Genomic DNA, 19,251 nt, shown 5'->3' with positions numbered 1-19,251 from the left:
CAGTGTAATGGAGGAGTTGTCATGAAAAAAAGTTGGGTCGTTATGCTGCTGCTTCTATTGTCCTGCGGGTTCGCGATGCCTGCCGGGGCGGCAACGCCGCGAACGGACGCCCCGCTCGTCAAGGACGGAATCCGGTTTTACCCGAAAAACAAATTGTCGGGGGTTCAAACCTACACAGTATACTACGGCGAGGACAAAATCGAAGAGATGAAGCGGTTCGACCTTGCGATTTTGGAAACGGCTTCGCAAACGGAGGAAAGGATACGCGATTTGACAAAATCCGGTACGATCGCTCTCGGCTATATCAGTATCGGGGAAGCGGACCCGGAGACATGGTATTATCCGTTTGTCGATAAAAAATGGATGCTCGGAGACAATACGAACTGGAATTCCCAATTTATCGACGTGCGCCATCAAGGATGGCATGATCTGGTCTTGAACAAGATGATTCCGCGGATTGCCGGATATGGCGTTCAAGGGCTGTTTCTCGATACGGTAGATACGGTCGACGTGGAACCCGGCATGAAGGATGCGATGACGGATCTGATCCGGGAAATTCGCGAGGCTTACCCGGACCTCATTCTCGTCATGAATCGCGGTTTGACGATTATGGACGAAGCGATCCCGTATATCGACGGGCTGATGTTTGAATCTTTCTCCGGCAACGTCGATTGGGATACGGTCGATTGGGATACGAATCCGCCGCGGGCCGTCTATCGCCAATGGACGGGCGGCGATGAATTATGGACGACGGATGTCGCAAGCAAACTCGGCGAATGGCAGCGAAGAACGGGCCTCACGGTGCTGGCGCTCGATTATTCGAACCCGGGCGACAAGGAATCGATCGAATACGCTTACGAGCGGGCAACCGCATTCGGCACAGGATTGTGGGACTTTGTCCCTTATGTGTCGACCCTTGATTTGCAGCATATTTACAAGCATAATATCGACTATCAACGCAGCGACGCTTTCCGCGATTCGGACGGAGACGGCGTGACCGATGCGGAGGAAATCGAGGCCGGCCTGAACCCCGCCAAGCCTTTTTCCAAGAAGAAAGGTTTATCCGATCTGAGCGTCTTCGAAGCGCTTAAAGTAAAGCAATGGGCGGAGGAACGGTTAAAGACGGCAGCTGACGAGAAGGCAAAAGCCGCTTTGTCGCAAGTCGCGGCATGGATGGATTCGTTCATGCAAAAACCGGATTTGGAAAATATCATGTTCGCGCGAATGTTCCTGCTCCAATACCAGGCGACTGCCGAGCCGGATCCGGGCGTAACCGAAACGATGAGCCGGCTTAACGATTTGACGTGGCAATTGAAATCCAAATAATCTTCGCAGATATCCCGCAGCTATAGGGCCGTCTGCCGTTTGAGAGCCGTACCTTCTTCAAGGTGCGGCTATTTTTTGAAAAACGCCTTCGCTTCGTCGATGAAATGCCGCGCCGTCATGCTAAGCGTAGCGGGATCGACATAGATAAGAGCGGTCGTGCGCTGCGTTTGCTCCAATTCTTTAAAGTTGACGACGACCAGTTCGTTGTCCGCGAGCAGTTGCGGCCGCAAATACGATTGAGGAAGGAGCGTCGCCAGTTTGCATGTCGCCAGCAAACGGAGAATCGCCTCGAAGGAGTCGATTTCCATGCGCACGTCGGGCATAATGCGGTACCGATGAAACAGCTCGTCCGTCAAGATGCGGTACCACGTTCCTTTGGAGAACAGAATCATCGGCAATCCGTTGAAATCGTTCATCCCGATCGGATGGTCGGGCTGGCGGCCGAGGAGTAGCGGATGATGCTTCGGCAGGACGAGGCATAAATGATCCTTGAACAACGGCAAGCAATGCAACGTTTTGTCGTCGATGAACGAGGCGACGAGCCCGATGTCTACTTTCTTCTCTTTGACAAGCGAGGCGATCTCGTGCGTTTTGCCTGTAATGGCTTTTAATTCGACGTCCGGATGTTTGGTCATAAAGATGTTCATCATATCAGGTAAGGTGGATTGCAGCGTGGTCAAGCTGGCTCCGATCGTTATCGTGCTTTTGCCTTCTTGCCTGTATTCGTTGATGGTCCGCAAATAGTTATGCTGCAATTGGCGAAGCTCCAGCGCGAATTCGTACGTCAACTGCCCGATTCGCGTCAGTTCGAGCCGCTTGCCTTTGCGCACGAACAGCTGCACGCCCAAGTCTTCTTCCAGGCGGGATATTTTGCGGGAGAGGGCCGGTTGCGATATATTTAACACTTGCGACGCTTTGTTCAAACTGGATTGTTCCACGACGACTGTAAACTCATGCATGATATCTAGCATCGTCATTTCTCCTTCTTCATGTATATATGCAAAAAAGTTATAATAAGTAATACCAATTAAGCAATTCCATTATAAGCTAAAAAGGAGTAAGATGATAGATGGTGAAAAGGTGATATAGATCACACTTTTTCGAATGAATAATAATGGACAATTGAACGCATCTATTGAAAGGAGAACGCTTACTTATGAAAGGAACTTCTTTTTATTCACGGAAGTTACACTCTTTGCTCGGGGTCATTCCGCTCGGCTTATTCATTATTGAGCATATGCTGACGAATTACTCGGCATTTGAAGGCGGTCAAGAGGGGTTTAACGCCAGCGTAAAGTTTCTGAACGACTTGCCGCTTATTTTTTTCCTGGAGCTGTTCGGGATATGGCTTCCGCTGCTGTTCCACGGAGTATATGGACTGTACATCGCGTATCAAGCGAAAAACAATGTCGGCAGCTACAGTTACGGCCGCAACGTGATGTTCATGCTGCAAAGGCTTACAGGGGTCATTACGTTTATTTTCGTCGTATGGCATTTTTACGATACCCGCTTCCAACTCGCGCTTGGCACCGTAACGCATGAAGGATTGGGCGGGCATATGAACGGAATCGTATCGAATCCGCTCTTCTTTGCTTTTTATGTGATCGGCGTCATTTCCGCCGTATTCCATTTCAGCAACGGGATCTGGTCGTTCCTCGTCAGCTGGGGCATTACCGTCGGTCCGCGTGCGCAACGCGTATCCTCGTATATTTGCATGGGAATGTTCGTGATCGTGGCAACATTGTTTATTTTATCGCTGGTCGCATTTCGCGGAGATGAATTCCAAGCGGCCACGGCTATGTTGAATTCCGTGACAGCGGTACTTGGTTAAAAGGAGGAAAAGCGAATGGCTAAAAATAAAATCATAGTAGTAGGCGGCGGATTGGCAGGACTCATGGCGACGATTAAAGCCGCAGAAGCGGGCGTTCACGTCGACCTCTTCTCGCTTGTACCCGTCAAACGTTCTCACTCCGTGTGTGCGCAAGGCGGAATTAACGGCGCGGTCAATACGAAAGGGGAAGGCGACTCGCCGTGGGAGCATTTTGACGATACGGTTTACGGCGGCGACTTTTTGGCGAACCAGCCTCCGGTCAAAGCGATGTGCGAAGCCGCTCCGGGCATTATCCATCTGATGGACCGCATGGGCGTAATGTTTAACCGCACTCCTGAAGGTCTGCTTGATTTCCGCCGATTCGGGGGAACGAAACATCATCGTACGGCGTTCGCCGGAGCGACGACAGGACAGCAGCTTCTGTATGCGCTAGACGAGCAGGTGCGCCGTCATGAAGCGGCAGGACTTGTAACGAAATACGAGCATTGGGAATTCCTGTCCGTCGTGCTTGACGACGAGGGGGCTTGCCGCGGCATTTGCGGACAAGATTTGCGTACGATGGAAGTCGTTACGTTCGCGTCGGACGCGGTCATTCTTGCGACCGGCGGACCCGGCATCATTTTCGGCAAAACGACGAACTCGGTCATCAACACAGGCACGGCGGCAAGCGCGGTGTACCAGCAAGGCGTTTATTACGCGAACGGGGAATTCATTCAAATTCACCCGACGGCGATTCCGGGAGACGACAAGCTGCGGCTTATGTCGGAATCGGCTCGCGGCGAAGGCGGCCGGATTTGGACATACAAAGACGGCAAGCCGTGGTACTTCCTGGAGGAAAAATATCCTGCATACGGAAACCTCGTTCCGCGCGATATTGCAACTCGGGAAATTTTCCACGTATGCGTCGATTTGAAGCTTGGCATTAACGGCGAAAATATGGTTTATCTCGATTTGTCGCATAAAGATCCGAAGGAATTGGATGTCAAGCTCGGCGGCATTATCGAAATTTACGAGAAATTCGTGGGCGACGATCCGCGCAAGCTGCCGATGAAAATTTTCCCGGCCGTTCACTATTCCATGGGCGGCATGTGGGTCGACTACAATCAAATGACGAATATTCCCGGACTGTTCGCGGCAGGGGAATGCGAGTATCAATATCACGGCGCCAACCGTTTGGGGGCGAACTCGCTCGTTTCGGCTATCTTCGGCGGCATGGTGTCGGGACCGAAAGCGGTCGAATATATTCGCGGTTTGAGCAAATCGGCTGAAGATCTTCCTTCTTCCATCTACGAACAAGAGAAGAAGAAACAAGCCGACAAGTTCGAAAGCTTGCTGAAAATGGAAGGCACGGAAAACGCCTACGCGCTTCATAAGGAATTGGGCGAATGGATGACGAACAATATGACGGTCGTCCGTTATAACGATAAATTGGAACAAACGATCGGCAAAATCAAAGAATTGAAGGAGCGTTACCGCAACATCAATATTACGGATACGTCCCGCTGGAATAACCAAGGCGCTTCGTTTACGCGTCAATTGTGGAACATGCTGGAGCTGGCCGAGGCGATGACGAAGGGTGCGTTGCTCCGCAACGAAAGCCGCGGCGCGCATTACAAGCCGGAATTCCCGGAACGCGACGACGAGCAATACTTGAAAACGACGAAAGCGAAATGGACGCCGGACGGTCCGGAAATCGGCTACGAAGATGTGGACGTCTCTTTGATCAAGCCGCGCAAGCGCGATTACTCGACAGATAAGAAGAAAGGAGAATAAACGATGGCGGAAACTACGGCGACACCTAAAGCAGTAAAGTTTATCGTATCGCGTCAGGACGGACCGGATTCGAAGCCGTATACCGAGGAATTCGAAGTGCCGTACCGGCCGGGCATGAACGTGATTAGCGCATTTATGGAGATTCAACGAAACCCGGTCAATACGAAGGGCGAGAAGACGTCTCCGGTTTGCTGGGAATCGAACTGTTTGGAAGAAGTATGCGGCGCCTGCTCCATGGTTATCAACGGCAAACCGCGCCAAGCCTGCGCGGCGCTCGTCGACAAGCTGGAGCAACCGATCCGCGTTGAGCCGATGCGTACGTTTCCGGTCGTTCGCGATTTGATCATCGACCGCAGACGGATGTTCGACTCGCTCAAGCGCGTGAAAGCTTGGATTCCGATCGACGGAACCTACGACCTCGGTCCGGGACCGCGGATGGCGGAATCGAAGCGTCAATGGGCGTATGAATTGTCGAAATGTATGACATGCGGCGTTTGCCTGGAAGCCTGCCCGAACGTAAACGATAAATCGGATTTCATCGGCCCGGCGCCGATTTCGCAAGTTCGCTTGTTCAACGCCCATCCGACGGGCGAAATGAACAAGGAAGAGCGTTTGGAAGCGTTGATGGAGGAAGGCGGAATCGAAGGTTGCGGCAACTCGCAAAACTGCGTCCGCTCCTGCCCGAAAGGCATCCCGCTTACGACGTCGATCGCCGAAATGAACAAGGAAACGACGAAACATATGTTCAAGAAATGGTTAGGGGTATAACGATCGTACCCAACGCCCCGATTGTTAAGCTAAAGACATATCTGCCTGCGCTAATATCCGTTACGGGATTCGCAGCGGGTATGTCTTTTTTTTGTTTAAAAAAATAGATTTAGAGGCGAAAAATTACAACAACTGAAGCTTGATTTAAAAAATCGAACATGATAACCTAACATAAAGATTGCCGCATCATGCCGGAGGCAGGCGATTACGATCGGAGGTGGATGTATGACGGGAGCCCGACAACTCAGGTTTCATAGCAAGCCTTTCGTAAGCATTATGATCGTACTCATGATCTGTACCGCCTTCGTTCCCTTTAGTATGGAAGCGGGTTCGAAGCCGCTCGGGGATGCGATGCACGAAGTAAAGGTGATTAAAAGCCATCATTCGGTCAGGCACATTTTTTTCCCTGCCATGCATTGGTTTGTAAAAATCGGAACCATCGTTCCGCCGTCTTTTTTGTTGCTTATATGTATCTTTGTTTACTCTATCGTAAGTTACCGAACGTTCATCCCGATCAAGATGAAACGTCTCTTTCTAATGCCCATTAAGTTTACGTCGAGCTTCGTGCCCAGTACAGCATGTTCTTAGACGAAAATATAAAAAAAATAAGTCAAACTCATATTGGAGGTTATTTCTTTGAATATTAGAGAAACGGATTTGCCGGGAATCGGACATAAATATGTGCTTGAAGCGCGCAGCGGCGACAAACTCGTTATCATTATCCATGACGACGGGCGGCGGGAGGTCTATCATTTCGACCATGACGATGCGGAAGAGAGCGTTTCCATGGTCAGCTTTGACGACGACGAAGCCCGTTTGATCGCGGGAATTATCGGCGGCATGACTTACCGCCCGAAAGCGCTCGAGACGATCGAGGTGGCGCTGGACGATCTGGTAATCGAGTGGTATAAGGTAGAACCAGGCGCGAAATGCATCGGATATACGATCGCCCAATTGGATGTCCGCCAAACGACGGGGGCGACAATCATCGCCATTATCGAGAAAGACCATAAAAAACATATTAATCCCGCTCCGGACTACAAATTTGCGCCGGAATCGACATTGGTCGTAGCGGGGGAAAGACATCAAATCAAGAAGTTGAAAGAATTTTTACTCAACGGAAACGAAGCGCAGAATACATCGGCTTAGCCGGTACAATGCAGCCAACGGTATCGCTCTTTCCTTCGCGGGAAACGTGATGACGCGTTGGCTGTTTTGTTTAATTTGCCGGAGCATTCCAAAGAAAAAAGTCAACAATGTCGCCCGCCATTCGTCTACTAGGTGAGGTGAATTTTATGCGGAAAACAATTGTCTTTATACTCATTAGTTTGCTGGTTCAATGGAACAATTGAAAATAATCGTTTTCAGCGTTTGTCTGGGAGTTGTATTCGAATGGCCCGGCTGCCTGAAAATATTGAAAAAACAATTTGCATTTCGTTATTGGCTTGTTATCCCGTTAATCGTATGCTTGTTATTATCCATTCTGCCTCTCTTTCCGATTAACAGTTGGACGACCACCATAGTTGGATATTTATTTTTCCGCTTACATACGAATATCATTTTCGGCATCTTAAGCGGCATTTTAATGGTTCGTATGATCACTAGAAACGATAGTATAACGCGTTGAAGCACTTGGAGATGATAGCATGTTCTTGCGCAGACTTGAGATTATAAATAAAACCGGAACGGTTGATTATCCATTTAACATTCCAGCGATAAGGAAATTGACTTCCCTTGAGTTTAAGACGAACGTGACGTTCTTCGTCGGAGAAAACGGATCGGGCAAATCGACGATTCTCGAGGCGATCGCCTTCCAATGCGGGTTCAATACGGCGGGCGGCGGCAGGAACAATTACTACGAAGTGGATGCTTCCCACTCCGGATTAGGCGATCATATCCGGCTTTCCTGGATGCCTAAGATTACAAACGGTTTTTTTATGCGGGCGGAAACATTTTACCACTTTGCTTCCCATTTAGACACAATGCCGGATAGTTTACGGTACTATGGCGGTCGATCCTTGCATCAACAATCGCATGGCGAAGCCTTTCTCTCCCTGTTTAGCCACCGATTCGGCAAAAAGGCGATCTACTTGCTGGACGAACCGGAGGCAGCTCTGTCACCCGCAAGGCAATTGGCATTCATGCGAATCATCAAAAATTTGGAGAATGAAGCTCAGTTTATCATTGCAACGCATTCTCCGATTTTGCTTGGTTACCCTAACGCGCAAATTTTGAATTTTGACGCGCAGCCGGTTCGGGAGATTCGATACGAAGATACGCTGCATTATATTATAACCAGACGCTTTCTTGAGAACAGGGGAAAGGTGTTAGATGAATTGTTTTCTGATTAAAACGGTCGAGCATCTCTGGAATTGATAGAGCGGTATGATGACCATTCCTTCCCTTTGTCGATATCCCTTTCGTTCAGAAACGCCGGATTTGATGTACTTCCTCCCTATCCTTAGCGAAGGGGATTTCGACAAAAGGGCGGAAAAAGAGGGAACAAGGCACTAGCGTTGCATCGAAAAAGGCTGCGGATTCGAGTTCATGGAAGTTGTCAGCGTGATTGGCCGGCAACTCACCGATAACCCAACATTATTTTAGAAAGGAAAACGGTATGCCCTTCACCTTCGCACATCCTATATACGCCCTCCCCTTGCGCAAGTTGAGACCCGCCTGGTTCAGTTTGACCGGGCTCGTACTGGGGGCGATGGGGCCGGATTTTGAATATTTTCTTGCTCTGGAGCCGTATGCGACGATCGGACATTCGATAAAAGGACTAATACTGCAAGTGATCCCGTTGTCCGTCCTGTTTGCCATTTTGTTTCATTTCATCGTGAAGCGGAAGCTTGTACGCCACTTGCCGGCATTTTGGCAGCTTGATCGAAGGGCCGCCGCGCTCATTACGCCTTGGCAGCTGCGGACATGGAGGCAATGGATCGTCTTTGTCGGATCGGTAGTCATAGGTTTTGCCACGCATATTTTTGTTGACGCATGGACGCATGAGGGCGGTTCCTTCGTACAGCAATGGGCATGGCTGCAGCAACCGATATTGCTAGGTTCTCCTGCTTATAAATTGCTCCAATACGGCTTGTCCTTGCTCGGCCTCATCGCGGAGTTCGGACTTATTGTTTGGCTATTGGCCGCCGCGCCGGCGAACGGCAGCGCCGTACTGCACGAATCGAGAGCCGATGCGGTCAACCGTACCCGAAAGATGCTGTATTGGGCCGGTGTTGCGCTCTGTGGACTGCTCACAACCGCATTCAAATTATGGCTGTCGCCTAGCTATAATACGATTGGGATCATCGTCGTTGCGCCCATCTCTGGCTCATTGCTTGGCTTATTGCTCGTATCCTGTTGGAGCAAGCGGTCGATGCAAAAGCGAAGATGACCGTGTGCGGACGGACGCACGTGAATAGATCGATTGTATTTGCGCGCCAAAATGCGGTAAAGTGAGATAGATAGCAATTATTTTCATAAAAGGAGGATGGCCTCATGAATGTTGCCGCCGCATACTTGCAAGATGCGATAAGGACGTTTGAAAGCATGAAAAAGCTGGCCGACAAAACATTGGAGCAGTTGGACGATTCGCAGTTCTACGTGGCACTCGACCCGGAGTCCAATTCGATGGAGATTCTTATTCAACATATGCATGGCAATATGCTGTCCCGCTGGACGGATTTCCTGACGACCGACGGGGAGAAGGCAGACCGGGACAGAGACGGCGAATTTGAAGCCGGAAGGCTCGACCGCCGCGAACTGTTGGAACGCTGGGAACAAGGCTGGAACACGGTGTTTGCCGCCCTCCGCGCATTGACTGCGGACGATTTGCTGCGCACCGTCTACATACGCGGCGAAGCGCATACGGCGCTGCAAGCGATCCAGAGACAGGTGTCCCACTACGCGTACCATGTCGGGCAAATGGTTTTCTTGGGCAAGCATTTGAAGAGCGGCGACTGGCAGACGCTCAGCATCCCGCGGAGAAAACCGGAATCGAAATAATCGCGCCTCCCGCAATGAAGCGGGAGCGCTTTTTTTTTGGGCTTAATGCCGCCGCTAGCCTTTCGTCCCCCCTTGCAAGCCGAACCCTTTCGACATGAAGCGTTGCGATAAAATGTACAGCACGACGGAAGGACAGGCGTACAATACGGAGAAAGCCGCTAACCGGCCGTAATCGACCATGCCGTATTGTCCGAAAAACTGGTACAGCTTTACGGAAGCCGGAAAATTATCCGGCGATTGCAACAAAATATACGGTACGAAGAAGTTTCCCCAACTGCCGGAAAAGGTGAATATGGCTACGGTGCAAATGCCGGGAATCATTAACGGCGCAACCACTTTGCGAATGCCCGTAAAGATCGACGCACCGTCCACCCATGCCGCTTCTTCCAGGTCGTTCGGCACCGAATCCATAAAGTTTTTGAGCATCCATATTCCGTAGGGCATAGCCGATGCGACATAGAACAGAATGACGCCTATAATATTGTCGTACAGTTTAATGCTAAGAAAAAGCTGGTACACCGGAACCATGACGGCCGTAATCGGCAAAGAAGTCATAAAGAGAACGGTCAGCATAAACGGCTTCTTATATTTTAATTGGTAGCGGGACAACGGGTAAGCGGCCAGAATCGCCAAGGCGACGACAAGCACGGCTTGGCCCAGCGACATGAACAGACCGATCAGGAAAGCGCGCTGATTGGCGGCGTCGGATATGACATCGATATAATTGTTCATCGTTATTTGCTTGGGCATTTTCAGCGTTTGCATGGCGTTCGGATCGACCGAGGCGACGAAAACCCATAGCAGAGGCAGCAAAAAACAAATTCCGATGAAAGCTAAAATGGCATTCGGCAAGATACGGTACACCATGTTACGTTGTTTCGCATTCATAACAATTCTCCTTGTCAATGTACAGTTTTCATAGAGCGGATATAGAACAAACTGAGAATGATGCCGATCAACAACAACAATAAGGAAATGGCCGTTCCATAACCGAGCTGGTAATTGACGAATGCTTGATTGTACATAAAAATAGGCAGCGTCGTCGTCAAGGTTCCCGGCCCCCCGCCTGTCATCGCGTAGATGAGGCCGAACACGCCAAGCGTCTGCAGCGTAACAAGCATCATATTGGTTGTAATGGATTCTTTGATGTACGGGATAATAATGCGAAATAAAATTTGCAGTTTGGAAGCGCCGTCGACCACTGCCGCTTCTTCGATTTCCGCAGGCACATCGTCAAGCGCCGCCTGAAAGACGAGCATGGAGAACGCTGTGCCGTGCCAAATATTCGCGATAATGACGGTAAGCATCGGAACGGTAAACAGCCAAGTAACCGCAGGGATGCCGAAAAATGTAATGATCGAGTTCAAAGTCCCTTCGTCGCCGAAAAAACTGTACAAACAAAGGGCGCATACGATTTCGGGCGTTACCCAGCCCGCCAGAACGATCGTGCCGACGATACGCCGGAACGTCTTGTTTTTTTTCTTCATCAAGAGGGCGATGAGAAAACCCAACACTTGCTGGCCGATGACGGCCGAACCGATCAGGAATATCAACGTATTCCATATGCTGACGGTGACCGTGGGGTCTTGAAACATGCGAGTATAGTTGTCGATTCCGATAAATTGCAATTGTTTGGCCGATTCTCCCGTTAGGGCCAAATTGGTGAACGAATAGAAAAACGTCAATAAAATCGGATAGATAAAAAATAAAAGCATGATAACAACCGACGGAAGCAAATAGAAAAGCCAAGTATACGTGCTGTTCTTCTTATAGGCAGAAGCTGCGGTCAAACTGCTCATTGTATTCCTCCTTCCGCATGCATCGATCATGAGAATGAAAAGCTTGCTTAGACCCCCTTGTTTGCAAGGAGAAGCCTAAGCAAGCCGGAGCGTTATTTCTCCACAACAAAATCCTTGCCGACAATTCGCGTCACATCCGCCGCATATTTATTCATCGCATCTTCGGGGGAAGTGCCGGTCGCAACCGACTCGACCATCGTTTGAATTTGCGTCGATACTTCCGGGTATTTGTCCTGTGCCGGCCTGAATTCCGCGTTTTGCAAATAGTCGGTGGCGATTTGATAGAAAGGCATTTCCGCATAACCGGGATCTTTCGCGACGTCCGCGCGAACGGTCAAGCTTCCCGAAGCGGTAACCAATTTTTGCGTATTTTCTTTATTTAGGGCGAACTTAATAATGTCCCATGCTTCATCCTTGTTTTTCGAATTGCTCGGAATCGATAGTGCCCAGCCTCCCGCAAGGGTGATCGATCCGGGCGCCTGCCCTTGACTTGTCGGCATCGGGGCGAATCCGAGCACATCTTTATATTCCGGCCAAGGGGACGCCCCTCCATCTAAATAGTTGCCGGTAATCCACGAACCGTCGAGCGAGATGGCCAGCTTTCCTTGCGGTAAATATTCTCTTGTCGACGTGTTGCCCGCCTGCCCGTTCAACACTTTGGAGAGCGGAGGGCCCAGTTTCTCCTTATTGACGGTTTCTATAAAACGAAGCGCGTCGAGAATTCCTTGGCTTTTAATAATCCACTTGCCGCCTGCGTCGTCGTATAATCTTTCGCCGGTGCCGTACAGCAGCATTTCATAGGTTTGCATCGACGTCGCCTCGCCGGTCGCTTTGCCCATGTTCATCCAAATAGGCACAGTATCGCCGCCCGCTTTCTCTTTGACCGTTCTGGCTGTCTCCAGCACGTCATCCCATGTCTTCGGCTGCCAATCTTCCGGAAGCCCTGCTTGCTTGAAAATTTGCTTATTATACCAAAGTCCTCTCGAATCCGTGTTATACGGCACGCCGTATACTTTGCCGTCGCTTGCCGTGACCCCTTTCTTCATCGCTTCGATAAACGAACCGTTGGTCCAATCCTCCCAATCTTTCAGTTTATCGTCCAGCGGTTCGAGGTAACCGGCACTTGCATCCGCATTCAATATAAACGTGTCTTCCGTAACAATATCCGGCGCCGTATCTTTCGATTTCAACGCTAAGGCGACTTTCGCGAAATAATCTCCTTCCGACGCTTGGATCGGTGCAGGTTTCAGTTCCACGTCTTTATTGGGGTATCTAGAGGAGACATCCATAATCCATTTATAAAGCGTTCCATTCTGCCCGGTGCCGTCGTCACGGTAGGTTATCGTGATCGTTTTCTTCGTTTTGGAGCCCCCTTCGTCTTGACCGCCGGGATCGGCCGTTCTATTCGTCGAACAACCAAATAATAGAACGGCGCACAGCAAAGCAATGATAACCGCCGATACGCTTCTACCTTTATTTGAATCCGCTTTCATCCTTTCTCCTCCTTTTTTCTACCATAACGGTAAACTTGTATTTCTTTTATTAGTATTAGCCGTTTACTATTTTATAACTTCAAAATCGCGCCTTTCTTCGCTTCAGCGAGCAGGGCGCGACGATCAGTACGTTAACGAAATATTTTGCTTACCTTTTGTTGTTGACAGCCCGGTTTACTTGGTTTACGATTTCATCACTGCTTAATCCTTGGGCGTTAATGACGGAAGCTTTCGTCTCGATTCCGCTCATGCCCATAACGTTTTTATCTTGTCCCGAGATGACGCAGCAATCGCAATCGGCCACATTGTTCATGGATACGACTTCATGCCCGTCCCTTTGCAATGCGTCCGCCACCGAATTCAGGCTGTCTTCCAGCGCGACTTTTGCCATGATTTACATCAACCTCCCGCGATATTTACTTACTGGCATTCGAGAGTATTGTAAACAAAATGTCGTCAAATTATCCGTTTCGGAAACTTTAGGCGCAGAAAATCGTTTATGTATGTACGAGCCGTTTTCATAAAATGATGTAAAGGAGTATTGAAACAGACATGATGATAAAAAAAGAACCGATAACCGTGGACCGGATCAAGGCGGATTTACAGACGCTCGGCTTGCGGCCCGGCATGACGATAATCGTCCATTCATCCATGAAATCGTTAGGAGGGTGGATCTTGGGAGGGCCGGTTGCCGTTATTATGGCGTTGGAGCAACTGCTCGGCGTCGAAGGTACGCTCGTCATGCCGACGCATACCGGAGAACTGAGCGATCCTTCGACATGGGTCAATCCTCCTGTCGATCCCAAGTGGTGGGATGTCATTCGAAATGCGATGCCGGGATACGATCCGGATTTGTCGCCAACCTATTATATGGGAGCCATCTCCGAATGCTTCCGCAAACAAAAGGGAACGCTGCGCAGCTCTCATCCGCAAGTATCTTTTGCCGCCCGCGGCCGGCTCGCGGAGCGGATCTGCGGCGAACATTCGTTGGAGAATTGCTTGGGAGAAGCGTCTCCTTTGGCAAAAATTTACGAAGCGGGCGGATACGTGCTCCTGCTCGGAGTCGGCTATTCTGTGAATACGTCGCTTCATTTGGCGGAATACAGGGCAAACTATCCGGGGAAAAAGCAGATCGTCCACCGTGCCCCGATAATGCGCGGACAAACTTCCGAATGGGTGGAGTTTGCGGATATCGAATTTGACGAAGGAGACTTTGCGGACATCGGACAACAGTTCGAAAAGGACTGCCCGCATATTGTGCGAAGAGGCAATATCATTGAGGCGCCGTCCGTTCTTGTGCCGCAGAAAGATTTGGTCGATTTCGCTACGGTGTGGATGGAGCGCAATCGGAACCAGTCGACAAAATAATGATGGGAGGTGTTCCTCGATGGATCAAATCGCGATTATATCGGATATACATGGAAATATGCCGGCTTTGGAAGCCGTATTGGACAATATCGAGAAACGCCGGATCGCCAAAATTTATTGCTTGGGAGACTTGGTCGGGAAAGGTCCGTGCCCCGCAGAAGCGGTCGATGTCATTCGGAATCGATGCGAAGTCGTCGTGCGCGGCAATTGGGACGAATTGATGAGCAGCGCTGCCGATGACGAAGAATTTACTTGGCATTCAAAGCGGCTCGGGCAGGAGAGAATCGATTACTTAAGCGGTCTTCCGTTTTCGTTCGATTTTCTGCTAAGCGGCAAGCTTGTCCGTCTGTTTCACGCGTCTCCGCAGAGCGTCTTCCATCGGGTGCATCCTTGGGAGGACGAAGCGAAGCGGCTCGCATTGTTCGAGAATACGCCCGCCGTTCAAAGTGCAGGGAAGGAAACCGGGGAACCGGATATTGTCGGGTACGGCGATATTCATAATGCGTATATGCAGCATTTGTACGGCAAAACATTGTTCAATGCAGGCAGCGTCGGCAACCCGCTCGACATCTTGCATGCGTCGTATGCCATATTGGAAGGGGAGTATGGTGGGCTTGATCCCGCCGGTTTTTCCATTCAATTCGTGCGGGTCCCTTACGATGTGGAACGCGCCGTCCGCCAAGCGGAAGAAGCGAGGGTACCGAAGCTCGAAGCCTATATTCGCGAACTGCGAACGGGCATATACCGCGGTCTCCAAACCTAGGTACATCATGAAGATTATATTTTGTTACACAAATGAAATATTTCTGTTATGGCTTCATAACATTGAGGGGTTACACTAGATTCATGACCCCCCTTTTAATCATATATAGACCTTGGAACCTGTGGAAGACAGGTTCTCTTTTTTTGTTTATAACGGTACGACCTGCTTTCGCATTTCTTTATAATATACCCATGAGGTAAACCCGAGCTCTTTCAAGCGCGCGCGGACCAGTTCCCATTCGTCCCCGACTCGATCGGGAATATGGGCGTCGGAGCCGAAGGTTACGTCTACGCCGTAAAACAACGCGCGTTCCAGTATATCGTCCGAAGGATACCATCCGCCGCTTAGTTTCGTTTTGCCCGAAGTGTTAATTTCAATGGCGATGCCGCATTCGCGGATCGTTTGCAGCGTTTCGTCAATCGCTTCGGCAGCCGGGATGTCGGTGAAGGCCGGATAGTTTCCTTTCATCGCGTCGATATGCCCGAGAATTTGGAACATGCCGCTGCGGGCCGAGTCGCGGATCATTTCGTAATACAATTCCTTCTCGCGCCGATGTTCTTCGTCCGAAAGGTTTTTCCACCGGTTTTTATTGAAGATGCTGACCCCGCTCGTATAATGTACGGAACCGATAATATAATCGAACGGGTATTGTTTATAAATCGATCGATACGTTTCGGCTTGCTCCGGGAAAAAATCGGATTCAACGCCAAGCAGCACATCGATTTTACCCGCATATTCCGCTTTTAATTTCAGAACCTCTTCCACATAACCGGCGAATGCGCTTTTGGCCATCGCGATACGGGGCTGAGCCTGGTCTTCTTCGCTGCCAAAGTACGGCGAATGGTCCGAAATGCCGATGACTTGCAGATTGGCGCGAATGCCCGCTTCGATATAATCGCGAATATTGCCGTCGGCGTGTCCGCAACGGAAGTGATGAGTGTGTAAATCGAATTTCATCCTTAAAATTCCTCCTTCACTCTGTGCTCATAAATTGCGATTCGCGCATCCCTTTCAAGTCGCTCAAAAACTGCTGCATGGCTGAATTTAAATACTTCCCGGATTTGTATACGACGCCGACCGGATGCGTCTTCTCGAACTCATTCACTTTAATGATCTGCAACGTACCCCGTCTTAGTTCGCCGGAGATCGACATTTTGGAGACGATGGCCGCGCCGAGGTTAAGTTCTACCATCCGTTTAATTTCCTCGCTGCTGGACAGTTCCATAACGACAAGCGGCTGGATATTGTTTTGTTTGAAAATTTGATCGACGAATTTGCGGCCAACCGTATCGGGCGACAACATAATGAACGGAATTTCGCGCAGCGATTCCAAGGTCGCATGCTTGGTTTGGCTGAGCGGATGCTGCGGCGAAACGACCATTTCGAACGTGTCGTAATACAGGACGGACGATTCGAGATTAGGATTTCCTTCCGACAAGTAACCGATCCCGATGTCGACCGAGCCGCTTTCGACGCTTGCCATGATTTGCATGGAGGACATCGTCAAAATCGACGTTTTAATGAGCGGGAATTGGTTTTGAAAATAGGACAGCACCCTCGGCAAAATTTGCATCGCGATGGAAGTCGTCGTACCGAGCACGATATGGCCTTGCGGGATGTGGCTCAGATCGGTAAGACGTTGTTTCAACTCGCTGACAATGCTTAATATCCTTTCGGCATGATCCAGAAACACCTTCCCTTGATCCGTTAACGTGACAGGCTGGTTCCGGTCGATGAGTACCGTCTTGAATTCGTCTTCCAGACTTTTGATTTGCGCCGATACGGCAGGTTGCGTGAGATTAAGCAATTCGCCGGCTTTGCGAAAACTCATCGTTCTGGAGATCGTGATCAAAGTCTCAAGCTGATTAATGTTCATGGGAACCTCCTTAGGATATATTTTTGACTTCCCGCAACGTAAGGCTTCGATAAAAGCTTTTTTTATCGACCGATCAGAAATTATAAATATGTTTTCTCATTCTAATTATAGGTTATTCTTCGGGAGCGAGCAATATTTATAAGATACGGGAAGGAAGAAGGAAAGCGCGAATCCGATGTCGAACAAAATGTTGAAAAATCGACATGGGCCATTGGTAGCAAATGCGGTTTCAAACATTGTTGAAGGAGGTCGTTTATGAATCGAAAATTGGTACGAAGCTGGCAAATGTACGACTGGGCCAATTCCGCGTTTGCCACGACGATGCTGGCCGCGGTGCTCCCCATTTTCTACGCGGACGTGGCGGCAGGCCATTTGCCCGATTATCAGGCATCCAGCTACTGGGGATTTACGCAAACGATTGCGATGATCGCCGTTGCGCTCATGGCTCCCATTCTGGGAGCGGTGGCGGACTTATCAAGCAGCAAGGTGCGGTTTTTGCGCGTTTTCGCTTACCTTGGCGTATTGTCTTGCGCGTTGTTGTTTTTTGCGGGCCAAGGGGACTACATCTACGTATCGGCGCTGTTTATTCTAGGAACGATCGGCTTTTCCGGCGGGAACACCTTTTATGATTCATTGCTGCCCGAAATCGCTCCGGTGGAAGTAAGAGACGACGTATCCGCGCAAGGTTATATGTTTGGGTATATCGGCGGCGGCGCGCTTTTGGCGCTGAACATCGTCATGTTGGAGAAATGGGATTTATTCGGGTTTCCGGACAAAATCGCCGCGACCCAGGCCGTTTTCGTCAGTGTGGCCATTTGGTGGTTCGTATTTTCGATTCCGATTTTCCGAAATATGAAGGATCCGAAGCGGGAAACGAAGCAAAGCGTCGGCTTTTACGCCAAGCACGGGTTCGGCCGCGTGTTCGGAACGCTGCGCAAAATCGGGAAATACCCGGAGTTGCTGAAATACTTGGTCGCTTTCTGGTTTTTTAACGACGGTATTTCCACGATCATCAGTATGGCGGCTATATACGGCAAGACGATCGGTATTGAAACGACCCATTTGATCGTTGCGCTGCTCATTACCCAGTTCGTCGGCATTCCTTTTACGTTCGCGTTCGGCAAGCTCGCGGTCAGAATCGGCTCGAAACGCTCCTTATACATATCTTTAAGCATTTATGTGATTGTCGTGTTATTAGGTTATTTTATGACGAGCGCGCTTCATTTTTACTTGCTCGCTTTTATCGTAGGCATGGTGCAGGGAGGAAGCCAGGCGGTGGCGCGGTCGATATACAGCCGGTTAATCCCGAAAGAGCGGGCGAGCGAATTTTTCGGATTCCTCAGCCTATCGGATAAGGTAACCGCTTCGTTGGGACCTGCCTTATTCGGAATCGTCGGTTTGCTGACCGGTTCGACGCGTACGGCAATATTATCCATTCTGGCGTTTTTCATCATCGGCATTCTGTTGTTGACGCGGGTCAATTTGGAGAAAGGGCATCGGGACGCGGAAGAGGTATCGGGATAAGCAGGGGTTGTGGAGCAATGGTTGGGTTAGCGGCCTCTTTTGTCGGTATCCCGTTTGTTCAGGGGGAGGGGGCGAGGAGCCTTCTGTCGCTGTACCGGTTGCTCAGGGGAGGGGTCAGGTGTCCTTTTGTCGATATCCCGTTTGTTCAGGGGGAGGGCGAGAGGAACCCTTTTGTCTACATCCCAGTTGTTCAGGAAAGCGGCACAAGTCCTTTGTCGCTGTATCGGTTGCTTAGGAGTATCGGGGGTTCGGACCATGTTGTTTATTCCGTATGCTCAGGGTAACAGAGCTAGAAACCGATTGTCCGTACACTGTATGATCGTTATCCCTTTAGTTCAGGCGAGAAAACGTGTGAACTGCAACCACCTGTTAGTAAGGAAGAGAGCTGAAACAGCATGACTACAATAGGCAGATGTTTCGTACACCGAAACCTGCCTATTTCATTTGTAGAATTAGGTCTGAAAAGGTAATAATCAATAGAGTCAGGCAATCGGCAAATTGTTTCTGAGTAGTTGGGATAATGCTAAGAGTTTCTGAGTATTTGGGATAGTGCTAAGAGGGAAGTTGCAGAGGTACAGGGGGGAAGAGGAACAAGCTTTAATGGGGTAAAAAGGTTAAGGCGGCTGTAAAAAAGGAGAGAGATGAGGTGTGATTGAGTGGGGATAGTGAGAGATAAAGCAAGGCATAGGGAGTAGAAATAAAAAGAGAAGAATAAAGGAGAAGTAAAA

The 19,251-nt window shown here is 49.7% G+C and carries 18 protein-coding genes; 11 read left to right on the top strand and 7 right to left on the bottom strand.

Annotation, left to right across the window (positions count from 1 at the left end; translation table 11 throughout):
• Positions 1-21 precede the first annotated feature (21 nt).
• A complete protein-coding gene (locus tag KQI79_RS02495) occupies positions 22-1,326 on the top strand; it encodes an endo alpha-1,4 polygalactosaminidase (protein ID WP_216536639.1) in 1,305 nt (434 codons plus the stop codon).
• A 68-nt stretch (positions 1,327-1,394) separates the two neighbouring features.
• On the opposite strand, the gene KQI79_RS02490 is transcribed toward KQI79_RS02495, so the two are convergent.
• Entirely contained in the window at positions 1,395-2,297 is a 903-nt protein-coding gene (locus KQI79_RS02490) for a LysR family transcriptional regulator (RefSeq protein WP_216536638.1), read from the bottom strand.
• Positions 2,298-2,482: 185 nt separating this feature from the next.
• On the opposite strand from KQI79_RS02490, the gene KQI79_RS02485 reads away from it, so the two are divergent.
• The 7 genes from KQI79_RS02485 (at position 2,483) to KQI79_RS02455 (ending at position 9,700) form a co-directional block, all read left to right on the top strand.
• Entirely contained in the window at positions 2,483-3,157 is a 675-nt protein-coding gene (locus KQI79_RS02485; RefSeq protein WP_216536637.1) for a succinate dehydrogenase cytochrome b558 subunit, read from the top strand.
• 15 nt (positions 3,158-3,172) lie between these two features.
• Positions 3,173-4,930, top strand: a complete 1,758-nt coding sequence (gene sdhA / locus KQI79_RS02480) for a succinate dehydrogenase flavoprotein subunit (protein WP_216536636.1) — start codon at positions 3,173-3,175, stop codon at positions 4,928-4,930.
• Between the two features lie 3 nt (positions 4,931-4,933).
• The gene (sdhB, locus tag KQI79_RS02475; RefSeq protein WP_216536635.1) at positions 4,934-5,698 is read left to right on the top strand and encodes a succinate dehydrogenase iron-sulfur subunit; all 765 of its coding nucleotides are present in this window, start codon (positions 4,934-4,936) and stop codon (positions 5,696-5,698) included.
• 636 nt (positions 5,699-6,334) lie between these two features.
• Entirely contained in the window at positions 6,335-6,847 is a 513-nt protein-coding gene (locus KQI79_RS02470; RefSeq protein WP_216536634.1) for a cation:proton antiporter regulatory subunit, read from the top strand.
• Positions 6,848-7,344: 497 nt separating this feature from the next.
• Positions 7,345-8,049, top strand: a complete 705-nt coding sequence (locus tag KQI79_RS02465) for an AAA family ATPase (RefSeq protein ID WP_216536633.1) — start codon at positions 7,345-7,347, stop codon at positions 8,047-8,049.
• Positions 8,050-8,315: 266 nt separating this feature from the next.
• A complete protein-coding gene (locus KQI79_RS02460) occupies positions 8,316-9,089 on the top strand; it encodes a DUF4184 family protein (protein ID WP_216536632.1) in 774 nt (257 codons plus the stop codon).
• A gap of 104 nt (positions 9,090-9,193) precedes the next feature.
• Entirely contained in the window at positions 9,194-9,700 is a 507-nt protein-coding gene (locus KQI79_RS02455) for a DUF1572 family protein (RefSeq protein WP_216536631.1), read from the top strand.
• A gap of 54 nt (positions 9,701-9,754) precedes the next feature.
• On the opposite strand, the gene KQI79_RS02450 is transcribed toward KQI79_RS02455, so the two are convergent.
• From KQI79_RS02450 to KQI79_RS02435, 4 genes are all read right to left on the bottom strand, one after another.
• Positions 9,755-10,588 (bottom strand): carbohydrate ABC transporter permease, encoded by an 834-nt coding sequence (locus tag KQI79_RS02450; RefSeq protein ID WP_216536630.1) that lies wholly within the window; start codon positions 10,586-10,588, stop codon positions 9,755-9,757.
• A 14-nt stretch (positions 10,589-10,602) separates the two neighbouring features.
• On the bottom strand, positions 10,603-11,499 hold the full coding sequence (locus KQI79_RS02445; RefSeq protein ID WP_216536629.1) for a carbohydrate ABC transporter permease: 897 nt from the start codon (positions 11,497-11,499) through the stop codon (positions 10,603-10,605).
• Positions 11,500-11,591: 92 nt separating this feature from the next.
• Positions 11,592-12,992, bottom strand: a complete 1,401-nt coding sequence (locus tag KQI79_RS02440) for an ABC transporter substrate-binding protein (RefSeq protein WP_216536628.1) — start codon at positions 12,990-12,992, stop codon at positions 11,592-11,594.
• A 148-nt stretch (positions 12,993-13,140) separates the two neighbouring features.
• Complete coding sequence (locus KQI79_RS02435) at positions 13,141-13,383, bottom strand: YkuS family protein (protein WP_216536627.1); 243 nt, start codon at positions 13,381-13,383, stop codon at positions 13,141-13,143.
• A gap of 161 nt (positions 13,384-13,544) precedes the next feature.
• On the opposite strand from KQI79_RS02435, the gene KQI79_RS02430 reads away from it, so the two are divergent.
• Together KQI79_RS02430 and KQI79_RS02425 are read left to right on the top strand one after the other, a co-directional pair.
• Positions 13,545-14,360: an AAC(3) family N-acetyltransferase gene (locus tag KQI79_RS02430; protein WP_367398125.1), complete on the top strand. Its 816-nt coding sequence runs from the start codon at positions 13,545-13,547 to the stop codon at positions 14,358-14,360.
• 19 nt (positions 14,361-14,379) lie between these two features.
• Positions 14,380-15,123: a metallophosphoesterase family protein gene (locus KQI79_RS02425; RefSeq protein ID WP_216536626.1), complete on the top strand. Its 744-nt coding sequence runs from the start codon at positions 14,380-14,382 to the stop codon at positions 15,121-15,123.
• Positions 15,124-15,270: 147 nt separating this feature from the next.
• Here the strand turns inward: KQI79_RS02425 and KQI79_RS02420 are convergent, their stop codons facing one another.
• Together KQI79_RS02420 and KQI79_RS02415 are read right to left on the bottom strand one after the other, a co-directional pair.
• On the bottom strand, positions 15,271-16,080 hold the full coding sequence (locus tag KQI79_RS02420; RefSeq protein ID WP_216536625.1) for a histidinol-phosphatase: 810 nt from the start codon (positions 16,078-16,080) through the stop codon (positions 15,271-15,273).
• Between the two features lie 16 nt (positions 16,081-16,096).
• Positions 16,097-16,999: a LysR family transcriptional regulator gene (locus KQI79_RS02415; RefSeq protein WP_216536624.1), complete on the bottom strand. Its 903-nt coding sequence runs from the start codon at positions 16,997-16,999 to the stop codon at positions 16,097-16,099.
• A gap of 255 nt (positions 17,000-17,254) precedes the next feature.
• Here KQI79_RS02415 and KQI79_RS02410 point away from each other — a divergent pair, with 255 nt between their 5' ends.
• A complete protein-coding gene (locus tag KQI79_RS02410; RefSeq protein ID WP_216536623.1) occupies positions 17,255-18,523 on the top strand; it encodes an MFS transporter in 1,269 nt (422 codons plus the stop codon).
• Positions 18,524-19,251 lie beyond the last annotated feature (728 nt).

It is taken from the genome of Paenibacillus sp. MSJ-34, assembly GCF_018918005.1.
GTDB lineage: Bacteria > Bacillota > Bacilli > Paenibacillales > Paenibacillaceae > MSJ-34.
The sequence above is the reverse complement of the archived record's forward strand: the minus strand, read 5'-3'. Positions and strand labels throughout refer to the sequence as shown.